This is a genomic window from Pseudomonas sp. SCPG-7, assembly GCF_002156405.1.
Taxonomy (GTDB): Bacteria; Pseudomonadota; Gammaproteobacteria; order Pseudomonadales; family Pseudomonadaceae; genus Aquipseudomonas; species Aquipseudomonas parakoreensis.
This window is the reverse complement of sequence record NZ_MVOO01000008.1, coordinates 181,773-201,597: the sequence shown is the minus strand read 5'-3', so window position 1 is coordinate 201,597 and position 19,825 is coordinate 181,773. Positions and strand designations below refer to the sequence as shown.

The 19,825-nt window shown below is 61.5% G+C and carries 17 protein-coding genes; 9 read left to right on the top strand and 8 right to left on the bottom strand.

All coding sequences use genetic code 11. The features are described 5' to 3' along the window. Positions 1–279 precede the first annotated feature (279 nt). Together B1722_RS17040 and B1722_RS17035 are read left to right on the top strand one after the other, a co-directional pair. The gene (locus tag B1722_RS17040; protein ID WP_041063379.1) at positions 280–1,656 is read left to right on the top strand and encodes an L-serine ammonia-lyase; all 1,377 of its coding nucleotides are present in this window, start codon (positions 280–282) and stop codon (positions 1,654–1,656) included. 541 nt (positions 1,657–2,197) lie between these two features. Continuing rightward, complete coding sequence (locus B1722_RS17035; protein ID WP_007949927.1) at positions 2,198–3,301, top strand: GlxA family transcriptional regulator; 1,104 nt, start codon at positions 2,198–2,200, stop codon at positions 3,299–3,301. A 154-nt stretch (positions 3,302–3,455) separates the two neighbouring features. On the opposite strand, the gene B1722_RS17030 is transcribed toward B1722_RS17035, so the two are convergent. The 6 genes from B1722_RS17030 to B1722_RS17005 all read right to left on the bottom strand — a co-directional run bounded on the left by B1722_RS17030 (position 3,456) and on the right by B1722_RS17005 (position 8,945). Then, positions 3,456–3,719, bottom strand: coding sequence for a hypothetical protein (locus tag B1722_RS17030; RefSeq protein WP_041063364.1), 264 nt, complete (start codon positions 3,717–3,719; stop codon positions 3,456–3,458). 352 nt (positions 3,720–4,071) lie between these two features. Continuing rightward, positions 4,072–5,235 carry a gamma-butyrobetaine dioxygenase gene (locus B1722_RS17025; protein ID WP_086793593.1) on the bottom strand — a complete coding sequence of 388 codons (1,164 nt, stop codon included), beginning with the start codon at positions 5,233–5,235 and terminating at the stop codon, positions 4,072–4,074. A 23-nt stretch (positions 5,236–5,258) separates the two neighbouring features. Further along, complete coding sequence (locus tag B1722_RS17020; protein WP_086793591.1) at positions 5,259–5,735, bottom strand: thioesterase family protein; 477 nt, start codon at positions 5,733–5,735, stop codon at positions 5,259–5,261. A gap of 180 nt (positions 5,736–5,915) precedes the next feature. Further along, positions 5,916–6,881, bottom strand: a complete 966-nt coding sequence (locus tag B1722_RS17015; RefSeq protein WP_086793590.1) for an L-carnitine dehydrogenase — start codon at positions 6,879–6,881, stop codon at positions 5,916–5,918. Positions 6,882–7,037: 156 nt separating this feature from the next. Further along, positions 7,038–7,925: a 3-keto-5-aminohexanoate cleavage protein gene (locus tag B1722_RS17010; RefSeq protein ID WP_086793588.1), complete on the bottom strand. Its 888-nt coding sequence runs from the start codon at positions 7,923–7,925 to the stop codon at positions 7,038–7,040. A 75-nt stretch (positions 7,926–8,000) separates the two neighbouring features. Next, complete coding sequence (locus B1722_RS17005) at positions 8,001–8,945, bottom strand: choline ABC transporter substrate-binding protein (protein WP_041063355.1); 945 nt, start codon at positions 8,943–8,945, stop codon at positions 8,001–8,003. Between the two features lie 193 nt (positions 8,946–9,138). Here B1722_RS17005 and B1722_RS17000 point away from each other — a divergent pair, with 193 nt between their 5' ends. After that, complete coding sequence (locus tag B1722_RS17000; RefSeq protein WP_086793586.1) at positions 9,139–10,083, top strand: GlxA family transcriptional regulator; 945 nt, start codon at positions 9,139–9,141, stop codon at positions 10,081–10,083. A gap of 143 nt (positions 10,084–10,226) precedes the next feature. Here B1722_RS17000 and B1722_RS16995 read toward each other — a convergent pair whose 3' ends face one another. Next, positions 10,227–10,643 (bottom strand): DUF3010 family protein, encoded by a 417-nt coding sequence (locus B1722_RS16995; RefSeq protein ID WP_086793584.1) that lies wholly within the window; start codon positions 10,641–10,643, stop codon positions 10,227–10,229. A 48-nt stretch (positions 10,644–10,691) separates the two neighbouring features. Further along, on the bottom strand, positions 10,692–11,093 hold the full coding sequence (locus tag B1722_RS16990) for a lysozyme inhibitor LprI family protein (protein WP_086793643.1): 402 nt from the start codon (positions 11,091–11,093) through the stop codon (positions 10,692–10,694). Positions 11,094–11,327: 234 nt separating this feature from the next. On the opposite strand from B1722_RS16990, the gene B1722_RS16985 reads away from it, so the two are divergent. The 6 genes from B1722_RS16985 (at position 11,328) to B1722_RS16960 (ending at position 19,107) form a co-directional block, all read left to right on the top strand. Further along, positions 11,328–12,305 (top strand): dipeptidase, encoded by a 978-nt coding sequence (locus tag B1722_RS16985; RefSeq protein WP_007962626.1) that lies wholly within the window; start codon positions 11,328–11,330, stop codon positions 12,303–12,305. 78 nt (positions 12,306–12,383) lie between these two features. Beyond that, positions 12,384–12,914: a DUF5943 domain-containing protein gene (locus tag B1722_RS16980; protein WP_007926354.1), complete on the top strand. Its 531-nt coding sequence runs from the start codon at positions 12,384–12,386 to the stop codon at positions 12,912–12,914. A 15-nt stretch (positions 12,915–12,929) separates the two neighbouring features. Beyond that, positions 12,930–14,990, top strand: coding sequence for a dimethylglycine demethylation protein DgcA (gene dgcA / locus B1722_RS16975; RefSeq protein WP_047297072.1), 2,061 nt, complete (start codon positions 12,930–12,932; stop codon positions 14,988–14,990). Between the two features lie 161 nt (positions 14,991–15,151). Then, positions 15,152–17,101: a dimethylglycine demethylation protein DgcB gene (dgcB, locus tag B1722_RS16970; RefSeq protein ID WP_086793582.1), complete on the top strand. Its 1,950-nt coding sequence runs from the start codon at positions 15,152–15,154 to the stop codon at positions 17,099–17,101. Further along, positions 17,101–18,321, top strand: a complete 1,221-nt coding sequence (locus B1722_RS16965; RefSeq protein WP_086793580.1) for an electron transfer flavoprotein subunit alpha/FixB family protein — start codon at positions 17,101–17,103, stop codon at positions 18,319–18,321. The genes dgcB and B1722_RS16965 overlap by 1 nt, the downstream gene beginning before the upstream one ends. A gap of 15 nt (positions 18,322–18,336) precedes the next feature. Then, a complete protein-coding gene (locus tag B1722_RS16960; RefSeq protein ID WP_086793577.1) occupies positions 18,337–19,107 on the top strand; it encodes an electron transfer flavoprotein subunit beta in 771 nt (256 codons plus the stop codon). Positions 19,108–19,825: the final 718 nt, after the last annotated feature.

The following is a 19,825-nucleotide window of genomic DNA, read 5'->3' as shown; positions in this document are numbered from 1 at the left end:
TGGGTCGTATCCAGTACAGGGATGGTCGCATCCAGTGTCAGTGACGTCGTTTACAGCTTTTTTCTACCCCGTTTGGCCATCTGAACCGCATAAAAACGGCGGAAACAGGGGAGGAAACCGGCACGGCGTTGGTGGGCATGAGTGCGTCGGTGTCAGACGCCGGGCGACCTGACAAAAGCCTGATGATGCGGGCATTCCGGCGGATCGCAGCTTGAGCGTAGCAGCTCCGCCAGCGGGCGCTTAACGCCCGGGAACGGCATCCTCAGGAGCTCTGCAGCAATGGCTATCAGCGTTTTCGACCTGTTCAAAATCGGCATCGGCCCGTCCAGTTCCCACACCGTCGGCCCGATGCGCGCCGCGGCCCTGTTTGTCGAATCGCTGCGCGACCGGCACCTGCTCGAACAGGTGCGGCGTATAGAAGTGCAACTGTTCGGTTCGCTGTCGGCCACCGGCATCGGTCACGGCAGCGACAACGCGGTGATCATGGGTCTGATGGGCGAGTGGCCGGACGCAATCGACCCGTCGCAGATCGGCCCGCGAATCCAGGCCCTGCGTGAAACCCACACGCTTCTTCTGGACGGCCGCTTGTCGGTGCCGTTTGTCTGGGCGCGTGACATGCGCCTGATCGACGAGAACCTGCCGTTCCACCCCAACGCCATGACCCTGATTGCCGAAGGTGATCACGGCGAGATTCATCGCGACACCTACTATTCGGTCGGCGGCGGATTCGTGGTGGATCAGGCACAGGCATCCAGCGGTGTGGTCGATCTGGATCGCACTGAATTGCCCTATGACTTTTCCAGCGCGGTGGAACTGCTGCAGCTGTGCCAAAAGAACAATCTGCGCGTCGCCGAATTGATGATGGCCAACGAAAAGGTCTGGCGCAGCGAAGAAGAAATCCGCGCCGGCCTGATGAAGCTGTGGCGGGCGATGCAGGATTGCGTCGAGCAGGGCCTCAAGCACGAAGGCATCCTCCCCGGTGGTTTGAATGTGCGTCGGCGTGCGGCGAAGTTGCATCGCAACCTGCAGGAATTGAACAAGCCCAACGTAATCGGCTCGACGTTGAGCGCGATGGAATGGGTCAACCTGTTCGCACTGGCGGTCAACGAAGAAAACGCCGCGGGCGGGCGTATGGTCACGGCGCCGACCAATGGCGCGGCGGGGATCATTCCGGCGGTGTTGCACTACTTTATGAAGTTCAGCGAAGCGGTCACCGACGCCAACGTCGTCGACTACTTTCTGGGTGCGGCGGCGGTGGGGATTCTGTGCAAGAAGAACGCCTCGATCTCCGGTGCCGAAGTCGGCTGCCAGGGTGAAGTGGGTTCGGCCTGCGCGATGGCGGCAGCGGGTCTGGCAGAGATTTTGGGCGCGACACCGGAGCAACTGTGCAACGCGGCGGAAATCGGTCTGGAACATAACCTCGGCCTGACCTGCGATCCGGTCGGCGGCCTGGTGCAGGTGCCGTGCATCGAGCGCAATGCGATTGCGGCGGTGAAAGCGATCAACGCGGCGCAGATGGCCTTGCGCGGCGATGGTCAGCACTTCATCTCGCTGGACCGGGTGATCCGCACCATGCGCGATACCGGCGCCGATATGCATGACAAATATAAAGAGACTTCGCGCGGTGGTTTGGCCGTTAGCGCGGTTGAGTGCTGAGACCGTATTGCTCCCATCGCTGGCAAGCCAGCTCCCACAGGGATTTTCAGTGTGATCACGATTTCTGTATCACCACAGAATCTGTGGGAGCTGGCTTGCCAGCGATGAGGCCAGACCAGTCAAAACTGCTCGCTAACGGAACACACATAACCGCAGGCGCCACCTTTTAGCGCGTCGCAATCAGATAAGAGCTTTTCCCACTCGCAGTGCGCCATTCGCACCCGCTACCGTCCGTCACCCGTGCCTGCGGTGACACTCCCCACAGACTGCGCGCAGGCCAGTTCCCACAAGTGCTACCGATCTGCTCACAGGCAGCGGGGCAGGGCCCTCACCGCCGCTGATGGCACTTCGAAACAGCTGTTGGCCGACGTCTTGAATAGACACGTCGCGACGTCGTTTTCAGGAGTTATTGAACGGCCATTCAATTTTAGGCATGGCATTTGCTCTGTCATAACAAAGCCCGTCTCCCACGTGAGAACGCCGGCAATAACAAGAGCCTCCGCCTGAGGCCATCACCCGCTTTGTGTGAGGAGATACCGCGATGACGTCGTTCAACTCCGGGGCCCAACCCCAGAACCGTGCGCCTCAATCCATCGGCTTTCTGCTGCTGGACAATTTCACGCTGATTTCTCTGGCCTCCGCAGTCGAACCCCTGCGCATGGCCAACCAATTGTCCGGTCGTGAGCTGTATCGCTGGAGCACCCTGACCGTCGATGGCGGACAGGTGTGGGCCAGTGACGGTCTGCAAATCACCCCCGATGCCTCCATGCACAAAGCCCCGCCCCTGGACACCGTGATCGTCTGCGGCGGGATCGGCATTCAACGTACCGTGACCCGCGAGCACGTGTCATGGCTGCAGAGCCAGGCGCGTCAGTCCAAGCGGCTGGGCGCGGTGTGCACCGGCAGCTGGGCTTTGGCTTGCGCCGGGCTGCTCGACGGTTTCGATTGCAGCGTGCACTGGGAATGTCTGGCGGCGATGCAGGAAGCCTTCCCGCGTGTGGCGATGAGCACTCGCTTGTTCACCCTCGACCGTAACCGTTTCACCAGTTCCGGTGGTACCGCGCCACTGGACATGATGCTGCACCTGATCAGCCGCGATCACGGTCGCGAACTGTCTGCTGCGATCTCGGAAATGTTCGTCTATGAGCGCATCCGCAACGAGCAGGATCACCAGCGCGTGCCGCTCAAGCACATGCTCGGCACCAACCAGCCGAAGCTGCAGGAAATCGTCGCGCTGATGGAAGCCAATCTGGAAGAGCCGATCGACCTCGACGAACTGGCGGTATACGTCGCCGTGTCGCGTCGCCAGCTGGAGCGGCTGTTCCAGAAATACCTGCACTGCTCGCCGTCGCGTTACTACCTCAAGCTGCGCCTGATCCGCGCGCGGCAACTGCTCAAGCAGACGCCGATGTCGATCATCGAAGTGGCCTCGGTGTGTGGTTTCGTGTCGACGCCGCACTTCTCCAAATGCTACCGCGAATACTTCGGCATTCCGCCGCGTGACGAACGCGTAGGCTCCAATACCACCCAGCAAGTGGCGATGCTGCCGCTGCCGCAGGCCATCGTGATGTCGCCGCTGTCGGGGCCGATGTCGGCGTTGAGTCAGGCGCGCAATGAGTCGACGTTTGCCAGCGTAAGGCTGTAGACCGGAAAGTTTTTGTGGCGAGGGAGCTTGCTCCCGCTCGGGCGCGAAGCGCTCGTTAAACCTGCGAAATGCGATTTATCTGGAATAGAGCATCTGCCGGTTTGGGGCCGCTTCGCGGCCCAGCGGGAGCAAGCTCCCTCGCCACAGTTGCTCGTCAGGCGCTGTGGGTCTGTTGGAACTGCGCCAACGCCGGCAACAACTGCTTGTCGATCGCCTGACGCACCGCAGGCTGAATACTGGCGCCGCTGGTGTACATGTCCTTGACCATCTTGCGCAATTCAAACGCGCGAACATTGTCCAGACCACGCACCGCACACTCGCAGGCCTGCTCCGCTGTCGAGCCGCTCGGCACCTGAAACCCCAATGCCTTGAGCTGGCCCAACAAGTCTTCCTGATCGATCAAATCGGCATACATCATGGCGCGCTTCCTTCTTCGGCAATGGAGGTCGTGGCTCGATTCTGGTGGGCATGCGCAGGCACGGCAAGGGTGATTTGTCGCAGTGGCCGCGACGGCTATGAACAGGTCGTTTTCGGCTAACTCAGTGCAAAGGGGAGTGGGCACACTGGCCTCAGCTCGCTACAGACGGTTTGGTCACCCTCGACTGGCAGCTCCTCAACAGTACCCTCTGCCCCGATCCTGTCACGGCTTGTATCGGGGCTTTTTTTAATTTTATGAAAGTCAAAAGATCGCAGCCTCCGGCAGCTCCTACAGTTGAAATGCGATCCCCTGTAGGAGCTGCCGGAGGCTGCGATCTTTTGCTTTTAGCGGTCTAGCGTTGCAACACCAGAATCCGCGACAACAACTCATCCCGATCGATGTAGCAGCCCTGGAAATGCCGCGCCCCGGTGGCTGGGTCAAACGCATTGCGCGCATGCAGCGTGCGGCGATTATCGAAGCACCACAGTTCACCCGGATTGAGTCGCTGCATCAGGCGAAAACGTGGCTCACGGGTCATCGCAATCAAGCGTCGATAGGCGCGATACAGCAGCGGCATCTGCTCCACCGACGTATCGAATGCACCGCGCAGAAAGTTCGCCATGCGCACCTCCGCAACCCGGCCCAGCGCATCCAGCGCAATGATCGGCGCCAGGCAACGATAGTCGCTGTGGCGGTCCTTGTTGCGAAACTCCACGGGGATTTCGCACAGCGCCTGAAACAACTCCGGTGCCTCCTGACGCAACGCGTCGGCAATCGCGAAACCGTCGACAAAAATACTTTCGCCACCTTCGGCGTCATTCACCAGGCAATGCAGAAATTGCAGCCCTGGTTGCAGCTCGCGAGTCGGCAAGTCGGTGTGCAATGGCAGGTTGAAAGCGGTGTAGGCGTTGCTGTCGGCATCGGCCTTGGACTGCACGTTGAACAGCACGCCGAAGTTGCTCTCGCGGATGAACGAAATGCGCTGGGCGATCAGCTTCAGCGAACCTGGTTCGGTGGGCACGCCGCGCACCTGAGTCAGGCCGATGTCGCGCACCGCGATCAACCATTGCAGCAGCGCACCGTTGTCGTTCATCAGCGCTGAATAGTCGAATGCCGGTAGCTGCAAATTGCTGCGCCACAGATAGGGCTGGGGTTTGGTCGCCAGACGTTCGGCGCGGGACTCGTCGTCATAGGCGTGGGCGCGTAGCCAGCCCGGATCAAAGCGACTGTGGTGGCCGTCCTGCCAGTCGATCTGCAGACAGCCGTCGCTGTCGATTTGCGCGTTAACGGGAGCCAGATCCGGCGCGGCATCGACGATCTCGAATACCTGCTCGCGGGTGACGTTGTAGACGCACTGTTCACACGGGCAGTTGTCCCGCAACCAGACATGGTGAAACGGGCTGACACGGCCATCAGCCCAGGCCAGCGAAACGCGATCCGTCAGGTTCTGCACGCCGCTCAGCGCGCTGATCAACGGATAACTGCGGAAATCGGCAACAGCGGCAGCGGTGTGCATGGTGGCTCCTTGCGTGGGAGGAATTAGCGGGCGGGTGGCAGGGCGATGACGCGGCCGATGTAAGCCGGGGCGGGCAGATCGACTTGCTCGGCGACGATGGCTTGCAGACGGCTCAGGGTATCGGCGGTGAACGGTGCCGAGCGCGGGCCGGCGAGGTCGACGTGCAGCAGCATCTGCTCATTGCCGGCCAGTTCCTTGTCGTCGCCGGCCAGGTGCAGGCTGTGATAGAGGTGCAGGCGTTTGCTGTCGTGACCGATGATCTGCGTGCGCACTTCGACCTCGGCGTCGAGCTTCACTTCGTGCAGATAATTCAGGTGCAGTTCGAGGGTAAACAGTGAGTGGCCGCTGGCTTCGCGGTTGTTGCTGTCCATGCCGAGACGGTCCATCAGGGCGTCCGTGGCGTAGCTGAAGATCAGCAAGTAGAAGGCGTCGCGCAGATGGCCGTTGTAGTCGACCCAGTCGGGGATGATGGTGGTTTGGTAGGTGGTGAGGGTGGGCATGGTTGAACTCCATAGATCGCTGGCGTAATGCACACTTGTGGCGAGGGAGCTTGCTCCCGCTGGGCTGCGCAGCAGCCCCAAAACCTCTGATCGCGGTGCGTCGGTCAGACAGCATTCGCTGGTTTTACGACCGCTTCGCGGCCGAGCGGGAGCAAGCTCCCTCGCCACAGGGGAAGGCGATTACTCGCTGAAACTCATCCCGTGCTTTTCCTTGGTGGCTTTCACCGCCTCCAGCACCGCCAGCAGGCAGTCATCACGATAGCGCTCCAGCGCTGAAATGCTGTGGCGGCCGAGCTGATCGCTGGTGCCATCGACCACATCGTCAATCAGCTTGTCAGTCAGCTCCGGTGCCGGCAGATACGTCCACGGCAACTGCAACGCCGGGCCGAACTGCGACATGAAGTGGCGCATCCCCGCGTCGCCACCGGCCAGCGTATAGGTCAGGAACGTGCCCATGAACGACCAGCGCAGCCCGGCGCCAAAACGGATCGCGTCGTCGATCTCGCCAGTGGTCGCCACGCCGTCGTTGACCAGGTGCAGCGCCTCACGCCACAGCGCTTCGAGCAGACGGTCAGCGATGAATCCCGGCACTTCCTTGCGCACATGCAGCGGGCGCATGCCGAGGGATTCGTAGACTTTCATCGCCGCTTGCACGGCCTCGGGCGCGGTGTGCTTGCCACCGACCACTTCCACCAGCGGCAGCAGGTAAACCGGATTGAACGGGTGACCGACCACGCAGCGTTCAGGGCGGGTCGAGCTCTCGTAGAACTCGCTCGGCAACAGGCCGGAAGTGCTCGATCCGATCAAGGCATTGGGCTTGGCCGCTGCGCTGATTTTGCTGTGCAGATCGAGTTTCAGCTCGAGGCGTTCCGGGGCACTTTCCTGAATGAAATCGGCATCGCGCACGCATTCTTCGATGGTCGCGACAAAACGCAGACGATCCTGCGAGGCGCCAGGCGCCAGACCGTTTTTCTCCAGCGCGCCCCAGGCATTGGCCACGCGTTTGCGCAGCGCAGCTTCAGCGCCGGGCGCCGGGTCCCAGGCCACCACGTCGAGGCCATGGGCGAGGGCACGCGCGACCCAGCCGCTGCCGATGACACCGCTGCCGAGGGCGGCGAAGGTTTTGATGTCGGTGATAAAGCTCATAGGAACTCCCGGAAAAAGGTGTTTCCTGTAGGAGCTGCCGAAGGCTGCGATCTTTTGATTTTGATTGTTTGAAGCAAGATCAAAAGATCGCAGCCTGCGGCAGCTCCTACAGGTGTAATTGGGGTGCAGTCGGGGCCCCATTTTTGGGGCTGAGATTTAGCCGCGCTGGGTCAGGCCCATCTTTTTGCGGCCTTCAGCCGGGGTCAGCACCCGGGCGCCAAGGCGGCTGAGGATCTCGCTGGCACGTTCGACCAGTTGGCCGTTGGTCGCCAGCACGCCTTTGTCCAGCCACAGGTTGTCTTCCAGGCCGACCCGCACGTTGCCGCCGAGCAGCACCGCTTGTGCGGCCATTGGCATCTGCATGCGGCCGATGCCGAACCCGGCCCACACCGCGTCCGCCGGCAGGTTGTCGACCATGGCTTTCATGGTGGTGGTGTCCGCCGGTGCGCCCCACGGGATGCCCAGGCACAGCTGGAACAGCGGGTTGTCGAGCAGGCCTTCCTTGATCATCTGTTTGGCGAACCACAGGTGGCCGGTGTCGAAAATTTCCAGTTCGGCCTTCACCCCCAGCTCGGTGATGCGCTTGGCGCCGGCGCGCAGTTGCGCCGGGGTCGAGACGTAAATGGTGTCGCCGTCGCCAAAGTTCAGCGTGCCGCAATCGAGGGTGCAGATTTCCGGCAGCAGTTCTTCAACGTGGGCCAGACGGGTCAGCGGGCCGACCAGATCGGTGTTCGGGCCGAACTCCATCGGGTGCTCGCCGGCACCGATTTCGAGGTCACCGCCCATGCCGGCGGTGAGGTTGACGATGATGTCGACGTCAGCCTCGCGGATGCGCTCCATCACTTCACGGTACAGCGCCACGTCACGGCTGAACTTGCCGGTCTGCGGGTCGCGCACATGGCAATGCACCACGGTGGCGCCGGCCTTGGCGGCTTCCACGGCAGCCGCGGCGATCTGTTTCGGGGTGACCGGCACGTGGGGGCTTTTGGCGGTCGTGTCGCCAGCACCGGTAAGTGCGCAGGTGATGATGACGTCGTGGTTCATGGTGCGGTTTCCTTCAGGCGTGATGGGTCTGTTCGCAGCCCTGTTCGGGGCTGCGAAGCGTTGATTTCCGGTGATTTATTTGCTGGTCAGTTGCAGGTTTTCAGCGGCCGGTTTGCCATCGAAGGTGGTTACACCTTCCAGCCAGCGCTGCTTGTCTTCGGGGTGATCCTTGAGCCATTGCCTGGCCGATTCGAACGCGTCCTTGTGATCGAGCAGCGGCTGCATCATCCGGCTCTCGTCTTCGGCGGTGAATGTCAGGTTGCTCAGCAGGCGACCGACGTTCGGGCACTGCTCGGCGTATTTCGGCGCGGTAACAGTCCATACCGTGGCCATGCCTTCGTTCGGACCGAGGGCGTCCTCGCTGCCGGTCAGGTAAGTCATCTTGACGTTCACGTTCATCGGGTGCGGCGCCCAGCCGAAGAACACCACGGCTTCCTTGCGGCGTACGGCGCGGTCCACGGCGGCGAGCATCCCGGCTTCGCTGGACTCGACCAGCTGGAATTTGCCGAGGCCGAACTGGTTCTTGGCGATCATCGCCTTGATCTGCGTATTGGCGCCCGAGCCCGGTTCAATGCCGTAGATTTTGCCGCCCAGTTCCTTCTCGAATTTGGCGATGTCGGCGAAGGTTTTCAGGCCCTTGTCCGCCAGATAGGTTGGCACGGCGAGGGTCGCGCGGGCGTCCTTCAGGCTCGGTGCTTCAAGGACTTTGACCTGGTTGGCGTCGACGAACGGGGTGATGGTCTGGGTCATCAGCGGGTTCCAGTAGCCGAGGAACAGGTCCAGCCGCTGATCGCGGATCCCGGCGAAGATGATCTGCTGGGACGCGCTGGTTTGTTTGGTGCTGTAGCCGAGGCCGTCGAGCAGCACTTGGGTCATGGCACTGGTGGCGATCACGTCAGTCCAGTTCACGACGCCCATGCGCACGTTCTGGCACGACGCAGGTTCGGCCGCCATGACGCTGGCGCTCAAGAAAGCGGTACCGCTGAGTGCAAGAACACAGCTGCTGATCAGTCGTTTCATGTCGGGTTCCTCGGCAGGTCGTTTATTGTGAGTTCCGGCATCTGGCGTGCCGGTGATGCAAAGTTACGCAGCTGTAGGCCCTTGAAAGCGCACTGCGGCGACTGGCTCTTGCACTGTAGCGACCTGTGCGCTTGAACGCTGACGACAATCGGCGTATCAACGATCCACGCTACCCGCTAACCGAGTGCGCACCATGTCCCAGGATTTCTACTTTCTGTTGATGCCGGGTTTTTCCGCCATCGGTTTCATCTCGGCGATCGAACCGCTGCGGGTGGCCAACCGCTTTCGCGGTGAGTTGTACCGCTGGCACGTGCTCAGCGCCGATGGCGGCGCGGTGCTGGCGAGCAATGGCATGTCGGTCAACGCCGACGCGGCGCTGGAGCCGTTGAAGAAAGGTGCGACGCTATTGGTGGTGGCGGGATTCGAACCGCTGAAGTTCGCCACGCCAACCCTTGAGCATTGGCTGCGCCGGCTGGACAACGAAGGCGTGACCCTCGGCGCCATCGATACCGGCAGTTTCGTCCTTGCCGAAGCCGGCCTGCTCGACGGCCATCGCCTGACCCTGCACTGGGAAGCCATCGATGCGTTCAAGGAATGTTATCCACAGCTGAGCGTGACCCAGGAGCTGTTCGAGATCGACCGGCGGCGCATCACCTCCGCGGGCGGCACCGCGTCTATCGACCTGATGCTCGATCTGATCGCCCAGGCCCACGGCCCGCAACTGGCGATTCAGGTCAGCGAGCAGTTCGTGCTGGGGCGGATCCGTCCGCGCAAGGACCACCAGCGCATGGAAGTCGCCACGCGCTACGGCATCAGCAACAAGAAGCTGGTGCAAGTGATTGGCGAGATGGAACAGCACAGCGAACCACCGCTGACCACGCTGCAACTGGCGGAATCGATCAAGGTGACGCGGCGGCAATTGGAGCGCCTGTTTCGGCTGCACCTGAACGACACGCCGAGCAATTTCTATCTGCGGTTGCGCCTGGAAAAGGCCCGGCAGTTATTGCGCCAGACTGATATGAGCGTGCTCGAAGTCAGTATCGCCTGCGGGTTTGAATCGCCGTCGTATTTTACCCGCAGCTACCGCGCGAAGTTCGCACGCTGCCCCCGCGAAGACCGGCGTACCGCCCAAGCCTGAAGGGTTTTAGCAACGCCATAGAACCCTGTGGGAGCGGGCTTGCCCGCGATGAGTCCAGCACATCCAACATTGTTATTGCCTGACACACCGCCATCGCGGGCAAGCCCGCTCCCACAAGTTTCAATGTGATGTCGGGAATCGCGTTACTTCTTCACCAACGCCGAACACGCCGCTTTATAAGCCTCATGTTGATACTTGTTCAACGTCCCCGGCAGCTCGAAATTGTGCTTCTTCGCCTGCGCATTGATCGTCTGCGGCGACAACAGCGTCACCTCACACCCATCGAGCAACTGAAACACACCTTCGATCTTGAACGTGGTCGGCCCACCGGCAAACTCACCCTTCTTGCTACGTTTCTTGATCGCAATCCGTTCAATCGAGTGTTCGCGCACAAACGAGGCAACCTGCGCCGCGAAGCGTTTGACGTTGGCCGCCTCGTCATCATCGTCGAGGGCGATTTTCTTGGTGTTGAGCGCCACGTGGCTCAGCGTTGCCCCGTCAAGGGAGGCCACGGCGATGATCGCTTCGCTGCCTTTGATTTCGATGCCGCAGATGTTCATGAGTGTCCCTTGATTGGCTATATGAGGTGCAGCTTACAGCGCAGCTCCTCACTCCTGCCCAATCGACTCCAAAAACTCCGACCTTTCGTCACTCATCCGCGCCACACAGTCATTCTGCGCAATCTTGAATGCCTTGCTGCCTTCGGTGGCGGGGAAGGCTTCCACGGCGCAATCGGCGTCGCGGGTTTTCAGCCATTGTTGCTGGGCGGTTTTCAATTTGGCGGTGATGTCGGCCAGTTGCGCGGCGTTTTTGCCATAGGTGGTCTGCATGCGCTCGTTGAGGCTGGCGTAATTGTCCTTGAGCAGGTCTTCGGCGGTGGTGCGGCTGTAGGTCGAGCATTCCAGGGTCTGGACGTCGTTTTCCACCGCGTCGCACGGGTTGTTGTCGGTGTCTTCGGCGGCGTGTACGCCGGTCGCCATCAGTGCCAAAGCCAGGAAGATCGATTTCATGGTTGTCGCCGCTCTAATCCAGTGGTGTATCCAAGATGCGCCAGATTCTGGCTCAAGCTGGCGGGCTTGAACAGGTAGCTGATCGGAGCGCCTGGCGACCCTTTGTCGCGGATTGACGCTTTCGGCAATTCCCCTGTCGTTTTTGCACCCGGTCGCCCGGGCACCGAGGCATATGCTGGCCCCAAAGCGCCGGCAGACGATTCGGCGCATGAATCGCCAATAAGGGGACGCCTGATGAGCCCAGCCGAATTACACGCCGACAGCATCGTTATCGACGGTCTGATCATTGCCAAATGGAACCGCGAGCTGTTCGAAGACATGCGCAAGGGCGGTCTGACGGCGGCCAACTGCACCGTGTCGGTGTGGGAAGGCTTTCAGGCGACTGTGAACAATATCGCCGCCAGCCAGAAGCTGATCCGCGAAAACAGCGATCTGGTAATGCCGGTGCGCACCACCGCCGACATCCGTCGCGCCAAGGAGCAGGGCAAGACCGGCATCCTCTTCGGCTTCCAGAATGCCCACGCGTTCGAAGACCAGATTGGCTATGTCGAGGTGTTCAAGCAACTCGGCGTCGGCATCGTGCAGATGTGCTACAACACCCAGAACCTGGTCGGCACCGGTTGCTACGAGCGTGACGGCGGCCTGTCGGGCTTCGGCCGCGAAATCGTCGCCGAGATGAACCGCGTCGGCGTCATGTGCGACCTGTCCCACGTCGGTTCCAAGACGTCCGAGGAAGTCATCCTCGAATCGAAAAAACCGGTCTGCTATTCCCACTGCCTGCCGTCGGGTCTGAAAGAGCACCCGCGCAACAAGTCCGATGCTGAACTGAAGTTCATCGCTGACCACGGCGGTTTTGTCGGCGTGACCATGTTTGCGCCGTTCCTCGCCAAGGGCATCGATTCGACCATCGACGATTACGCCGAGGCCATCGAATACACCATGAACATCGTCGGCGAAGACGCCATCGGCATCGGCACCGACTTCACCCAGGGTCACGGCCAGGACTTCTTCGAATACCTGACCCACGACAAGGGCTACGCCCGTCGTCTGACCAGCTTCGGCAAGATCATCAACCCGCTGGGCATCCGCACTGTCGGCGAGTTCCCGAACCTGACCGAAACCCTGCTCAAGCGCGGCCACTCCGAGCGCGTGGTGCGCAAGATCATGGGCGAGAACTGGGTCAACGTTCTCAAGGATGTCTGGGGCGAATAAGCCGCCGCACTTCTGAATCCTTTCCCCCGACCGTCCGCGCCGGGGGCAACAAACCGAATTTTCTGGAGTTAAGTTTCCATGGCCAAGATCGCCCCGCAATTGCCAATCGAAGTCGACAGTGAAACCGGTGTCTGGACCTCCGACGCCCTGCCGATGCTCTACGTGCCACGCCACTTTTTCGTCAATAACCACATGGGCATCGAGGAAGTGCTGGGCGCCGACGCCTATGCCGAGATCCTCTACAAGGCCGGCTACAAGTCCGCCTGGCACTGGTGCGAAAAAGAAGCTGAATGCCACGGCCTGGAAGGCGTCGCGGTGTTCGAGCACTACATGAAGCGCCTGTCGCAACGCGGCTGGGGCCTGTTCAAGATTCAGGACATCGACCTCGACAAAGGCACCGCCAGCGTCAAGCTCGAACACTCGGCGTTCGTCTACGTGTACGGCAAGGTCGGGCGCAAGGTCGACTACATGTTCACCGGCTGGTTTGCCGGCGCCATGGATCAGATTCTCGCCGCTCGCGGCAGCAAGATTCGTACGGTTGCCGAGCAAGTCTACGGTGGCTCCGAAGAAGGCCACGACGACGGCCTGTTCACCGTCAAGCCGTTGTAAGTCGAGGAACCCGCCATGGCTTTCGAAGCAATGTTCCAGCCAATTCAAATTGGCAAACTGACCATCCGCAACCGCGTGCTCAGCACCGCGCACGCCGAGGTCTACGCGACTGACGGTGGCATGACCACCGAGCGCTACGTCAAATACTACGAAGAGAAAGCCAAGGGCGGCATTGGCCTGGCGATCTGCGGCGGTTCGTCGGTGGTCGCCATCGACAGCCCGCAGCAATGGTGGAGTTCGGTGAACCTGTCCACCGACCGGATCATTCCGCACTTCCAGAATCTGGCCGACGCCATGCACAAGCACGGCGCCAAGATCATGATCCAGATTACCCACATGGGCCGACGCTCACGTTGGGACGGTTTTCACTGGCCGACCCTGATGTCGCCGTCGGGCATCCGTGAACCGGTGCACCGTGCGACCTGCAAGACCATTGAGCCGGAAGAAATCTGGCGGGTGATCGGCAACTACGCGCAAGCCGCGCGCCGCGCCAAGGCCGGTGGTCTGGACGGTGTCGAACTGTCGGCCGTGCACCAGCACATGATCGACCAGTTCTGGAGCCCGCGCGTCAACAAGCGTACTGACGAATGGGGTGGCAGCTTCGAAGGCCGGATGAAGTTTGGCCTGGAAGTACTGAAAGCCGTGCGTGCCGAGGTCGGTGACGACTTCTGCGTGGGCATGCGTATCTGCGGTGACGAGTTCCACCCGGACGGTCTGTCCCACGAAGACATGAAGCAGATCGCCAAGTATTACGACGATACCGGCATGCTCGATTTCATCGGCGTCGTCGGCTCGGGTTGCGACACCCACAACACCCTGGCCAACGTGATTCCGAACATGAGCTATCCGCCGGAGCCGTTCCTGCACCTGGCGGCCGGAATCAAGGAAGTGGTCAAGGTTCCGGTGCTGCATGCGCAGAACATCAAGGACCCGAACCAGGCCACACGCATCCTTGAAGGCGGTTACGTCGACATGGTCGGCATGACCCGCGCGCACATCGCCGACCCGCACCTGATCGCCAAGATCAAGATGGGCCAGGTCGACCAGATCAAACAGTGTGTCGGCGCCAACTACTGCATCGACCGTCAGTACCAAGGTCTGGACGTGCTGTGCATCCAGAACGCCGCGACGTCCCGTGAATACATGGGCGTGCCGCACATCATCGAGAAGTCCACCGGGCCGAAACGCAAGGTGGTGATCGTCGGTGCCGGCCCAGCCGGGATGGAAGCTGCGCGTGTGGCGGCCGAACGTGGCCACGACGTGACCCTGTTCGAGAAGAAAGAATTCATCGGCGGGCAGATCACCACGGCGTCGAAAGCGCCGCAGCGTGACCAGATCGCCGGGATCACCCGCTGGTTCCAACTGGAACTGGCGCGATTGAAAGTCGACCTGCGTCTGGGCACGGCGGCGGATGCCGACACCATCATGGACCTGCGTCCGGACATCGTGGTGCTGGCGGTCGGTGGTCACCCATACCTTGAGCAGAACGAACACTGGGGCGCCGCCGAAGGCTTGGTGGTCAGCAGCTGGGACGTGCTCGACGGCAAGGTCGCGCCGGGCAAGAACGTACTGGTCTACGACACCATTTGCGAGTTTACCGGCATGTCGGTCGCCGACTTCCTCGCCGACAAGGGCAGCCAGGTCGAGATCGTCACCGACGACATCAAACCGGGCGTGGCCATCGGCGGTACATCGTTCCCGACCTACTACCGCAGCATGTACCCGAAAGAAGTGATCATGACCGGCGACATGATGCTGGAGAAGGTCTACCGCGAAGGCGACAAACTCGTCGCGGTGCTGGAGAACGAATACACCGGCGCCAAAGAGGAGCGGGTGGTCGATCAGGTGGTGGTGGAGAACGGCGTGCGTCCGGATGAGGAAATCTACTACGCGCTCAAAGAGGGTTCGCGCAACAAGGGCCAGATCGACGTCGAAGCGCTGTTCGCGATCCAGCCGCAGCCATCGTTGAGCAGCACCGGTGACGGCTACTTGCTGTTCCGCATCGGCGACTGCGTGGCGCAGCGTAATACCCATGCTGCGATCTATGACGCGTTGCGGCTCTGCAAGGATTTTTAAAAGCTTGCACACGACCTGTGGGAGCGGGCTTGCCCGCGATAGCGGTGGGTCAGTCGATAAAAATGTGACTGACAGAATGCATTCGCGGGCAAGCCCGCTCCCACAGTGACCGAGTAAGGCATCTCGACCTGCAAGACTCTGCGGTCTTTGGGAGCTTCACCATGTTGAACACCCTTCTTCCAATCCTGTTGTTCGCAGCCCTGGCCCTTGCGGTGCTGGGCGCGTTGCGGCGGGTGGCCATGTGGCGTCGGGGCCGGGCCTCGAAGGTCGATCTGATCGGCGGCCTGTTCGCCATGCCCAAGCGTTACATGGTCGACCTGCACCACGTGGTGGCGCGGGACAAATACATCGCCAACACCCACGTCGCCACGGCCGGTGGTGCGGTGGCGTCGATCGTGCTGGCGATTCTGGTGCATGGTTTCGGCCTGCATAACCGCATCCTCGGCTATGCGTTGCTGCTGATGACGGCAGTGATGTTCGTCGGGGCAATCTTCGTTTATCGGCGTCGGCTCAACCCGCCGTCGCGGCTGTCGAAAGGCCCGTGGATGCGGTTGCCGAAAAGCCTGCTGGCGTTCTCGGCGTCGTTCTTTCTGGTGACCTTGCCGGTGGCCGGGATCCTCCCGGAGAACTTCGGCGGCTGGCTGCTCGCGGCGATTCTCGGGATCGGCGTTTTGTGGGGCGTGTCGGAATTGTTCTTCGGCATGACCTGGGGCGGGCCGATGAAGCACGCTTTCGCCGGTGCCCTGCACCTGGCCTGGCACCGTCGCGCCGAGCGCTTTGGCGGCGGTCGTTCCACTGGTTTGAAACCGCTGGATCTGAATGATCCCAGCGCGCCGCTCGGCGTGGAAAAACCCAAGGATTTCACCTGGAACCAGTTGCTCGGTTTTGACGCCTGCGTGCAGTGCGGCAAGTGCGAAGCCGCGTGCCCGGCCTTTGCTGCGGGCCAGCCGCTGAACCCGAAGAAGCTGATTCAGGATATGGTCGTCGGCCTGGCTGGCGGCACTGACGCGAAGTTTGCCGGTAGCCCTTATCCGGGCAAGCCAATCGGTGAACACAGCGGCAATCCGCATCAACCGATCGTCAACGGTCTGGTCGATGCCGAAACCTTGTGGTCGTGCACCACCTGCCGCGCCTGCGTCGAGGAGTGCCCGATGATGATCGAGCACGTCGACGCCATCGTCGACATGCGCCGCCACCTGACGCTGGAAAAAGGCGCGACCCCGAACAAGGGCGCCGAAGTCCTGGAAAACCTGATCGCCACCGACAACCCCGGCGGTTTCGCCCCGGGCGGGCGGATGAACTGGGCGGCGGATCTGAACCTCAATCTGCTCAGCGAGAAGAAGTCCACCGACGTGCTGTTCTGGGTCGGCGACGGTGCCTTCGACATGCGCAACCAGCGCACCTTGCGCGCGTTCGTCAAAGTGCTGAAAGCCGCGAAAATCGACTTCGCAGTGCTCGGCCTCGAAGAGCGCGACAGCGGCGACGTGGCCCGACGTCTCGGTGACGAAGCGACGTTCCAGTTACTCGCCAAACGCAATGTCCAGACCCTGGCCAAATACCGCTTCAACCGCATCGTCACCTGCGATCCGCACAGTTTCCATGTGCTGAAAAACGAGTACGGCGCGTTCGACGGCAACTACCTGGTGCAGCACCACAGCACCTACATGGCGGAAATCATTCAGGCCGGTGCGCTGAACCTTGGTCAGCACAAAGGCAACAGCGTGACCTACCACGACCCGTGCTACCTCGGTCGCTACAACGGCGAATACGAGGCGCCGCGTGAAGTGCTGCGCGCCCTCGGCATCGAGGTCAAAGAGATGCAACGTTCCGGCTTCCGCTCGCGCTGCTGCGGCGGTGGTGGCGGTGCGCCGATCACTGACATTCCGGGCAAGCAGCGGATTCCTGACATGCGCATGGAAGACATCCGCGAGACCGGCGCCGAGCTGGTGGCCGTGGGTTGTCCACAGTGTACGGCGATGCTCGAAGGCGTGGTCGAACCGCGTCCGCTGATCAAGGACATCGCCGAACTGGTGGCCGACGCGCTGCTTGAAGATGCCGCGCCAGACAAGCCTGCCACGCCGGCCAAACGTGAACCTGCGGAGGCCCACTGATGAGCGACATTATCCGCCGCGACCCACGCGCCGAATGGATTGCGCGTAACCGTTTGCACCCGCTGCACGCGGCCATGCAACCGGCGCAACACAGCTGGATGGGCCCCAACGGAATTATCCGCAAGAACCTGCACGGCATCGGTTTCATCGGCCCCAACGGCATCAAGCGTATCGACCGCAGCGGCGCGCAACAGGGCGGGGCGGTGAAACGCTCGGCCACGGTTGAAGTGCAACTGCCGCTGCATCAGGTACCGGCCCCGGCGTTCTACATCAGCGTGGTGCCGGACATGGTCGGCGGCCGCTTGAGCAGTCACGACCGCGACTTGCTGGGCCTGGCGCATCAACTGGCCGGCAGCGATGGCGCGGTGCTGGCGGTGGTATTCGCAGAGCACAAGGAAAACGCTTTCGCCACGGCGGGCGTTGACCGCTTGCTGGTGCTGGAAGGCGAAGAGTTCAGCGGTTATGCACCGGAGCAACGAATCCAGGGCCTGCGGGCTGTGGATAACCAGTTCAACCCGCGCCACTGGCTGCTGCCGGACAGCCGCAGCGGTGGCGGCGAACTGGGTCGGCGCTTTGCTGCTGCGCTGGGCGAACGCCCAGCCACACGGGTTTGGCAAGTCAAGGAACAGGAGTGCATCGGCCGCGCCGGTGCCGGCTTGCAGGATCTTGCCCGTCCGGTCGCTCGGCTGATTCTGGCCTCGGCCGAATGCGCCGAACCGGTCAGCGAAACCCGTCACGAAGCGCTGCCGGTGGAGTTATCCACACCTGTGGCGCGCAGCCTGTCGCGGATCGAAGATCTGGGCGCGGTGGCGGTGGACCCGGCGGCCATTCCGATGGCCGAAGCCGAGTTCATTTTCTCCGGCGGCAACGGGGTCAAGGACTGGGCCCTGTTTCACGAGACGGCGGCGGCGCTCGGCGCCACCGAAGGCGCCTCGCGGGTGGCCGTGGACGACGGCTTCATGACCCGCGACCGGCAGGTCGGCGCGTCCGGTACCTGGGTCACCGCACGGGTTTATGTGGCTGTGGGTATCTCCGGGGCGATCCAGCACCTGCAGGGCATCGGTGCCTGCGACAAGGTGGTGGCGATCAACCTCGACCCGGGATGCGACATGATCAAACGCGCCGACCTGTCGGTGATCGGCGAGAGCGCGGAGATTCTTCAAGCCTTGATCGCGGCGGTAGCGGCTTACCGCAACGACGCCAAGCGCGATGCGGCTTAAGGGAAGGACACAGTTATGAACACCAATGTCATCAGCCTGGTCTCCATCGGCGCCCACCCGACCTCGGGCCGGCCACGCCGTGCCGAACAGGACGCGCGCGCCGTGGAACTGGGCCTGCAACTGGCTGGGGATAACCTGCAAGTGCTGCACGCCGGGGACGTTGCCGAACCGGCGCTGCGCGCCTATCTGGGCATGGGACTCGCGCAGATGCACGTGCTGGAGCAACCCGCTGGCGCCGACGCGTTGCCGGCGCTGACCGCGTACCTGCGCGATGCCGGCGCCCAGGTGGTGCTGACCGGCACGCAGGCGGAAACCGGCGAAGGCTCGGGCATGTTGCCGTTCCTGCTCGCCGAAGGACTGGGCTGGCCGCTGGTGGTAGGACTGGCGCAGGTCGAATCGATCAGCGACGGCTCGGCGCTGGTGCTGCAAGCCTTGCCCCGTGGGCAGCGGCGGCGTCTCAAAGTGAAGCTGCCGTTTCTGGCGACTGTGGATAACGCCGCACCCAACCCACGGCAGAGCGCCTACGGCCCGGCGCGGCGCGGTGTGCTCAATGCCGAAGACGTGGAAGTGCTGGACGATGAACTGCTGGCGGTTGCTACGTTGCAACCGGCCAAGCCACGGCCGAAACGTCTGAAGGTGATCAAGGCCAAGAGCGGGGCAGACCGGATGAAAGCTGCCACCGCCAAAGCCAGTGGCGGCGGTGGACAAGTGCTCAAGGGTGTCACCGCGCAGGCCGGCGCTGAAGCGATCCTCAAACTACTGATCGAAGAAGGGGTTGTTCGCTGAAAAGCCCCTCACCCTAGCCCTCTCCCGGAGGGAGAGGGGACCGACCGAGTGGTATTGGCTAATTACATCGACCTGCGATTGCGCAGTGACCTTGGTCTGGCCAAGCCTGAGATCACAATGTTCGTTCAGGTCGGTGGAGTTTGAACAGGCGATGCGGTCGGCTCCCTCTCCCTTTGGGAGAGGGCTGGGGTGAGGGGTAGTGTTTACCCACAATCCCTGTTGGCGGATCTGTGGATAACGTGTTTGCCTTTGCCCGCACCCCACGCCAATCAAGCCTTACAGCGCTGCGATCAAAAAACAACCAGCCTAAGTCACGGATTTTCTGGACTTTTTCTCTTGGATAACTGAGCAAGTTGCCCCCATTCTCTGTTGGCGCTTCTGTGGATAAGATGTTCGCTATCCGCTGAGACCCATACCAACCGTGGCCTGCGAAGAATTGATCAAAAAACAATCAAATCAGCTGTTTCTGCGCAAAATTCCCACGCACCCCCCGATTTCACACACCCTCTAACGCTTTTCCACAGACAAGACAAAGTTACCCCCGATCTCTGTTGGCGCTTCTGTGGATAACGTGTTCGCCATCCTCTACAAGCCATGAAAACCGTGGCTTACAAAGACTTGATCAAAAAATAGCCAATGTGTCTGGCAAACCATCATTCTGGATAAGTCACGATTTTTCTTCACAAATCAGCCAGTTATTTTTCCAGTCAACCACAGT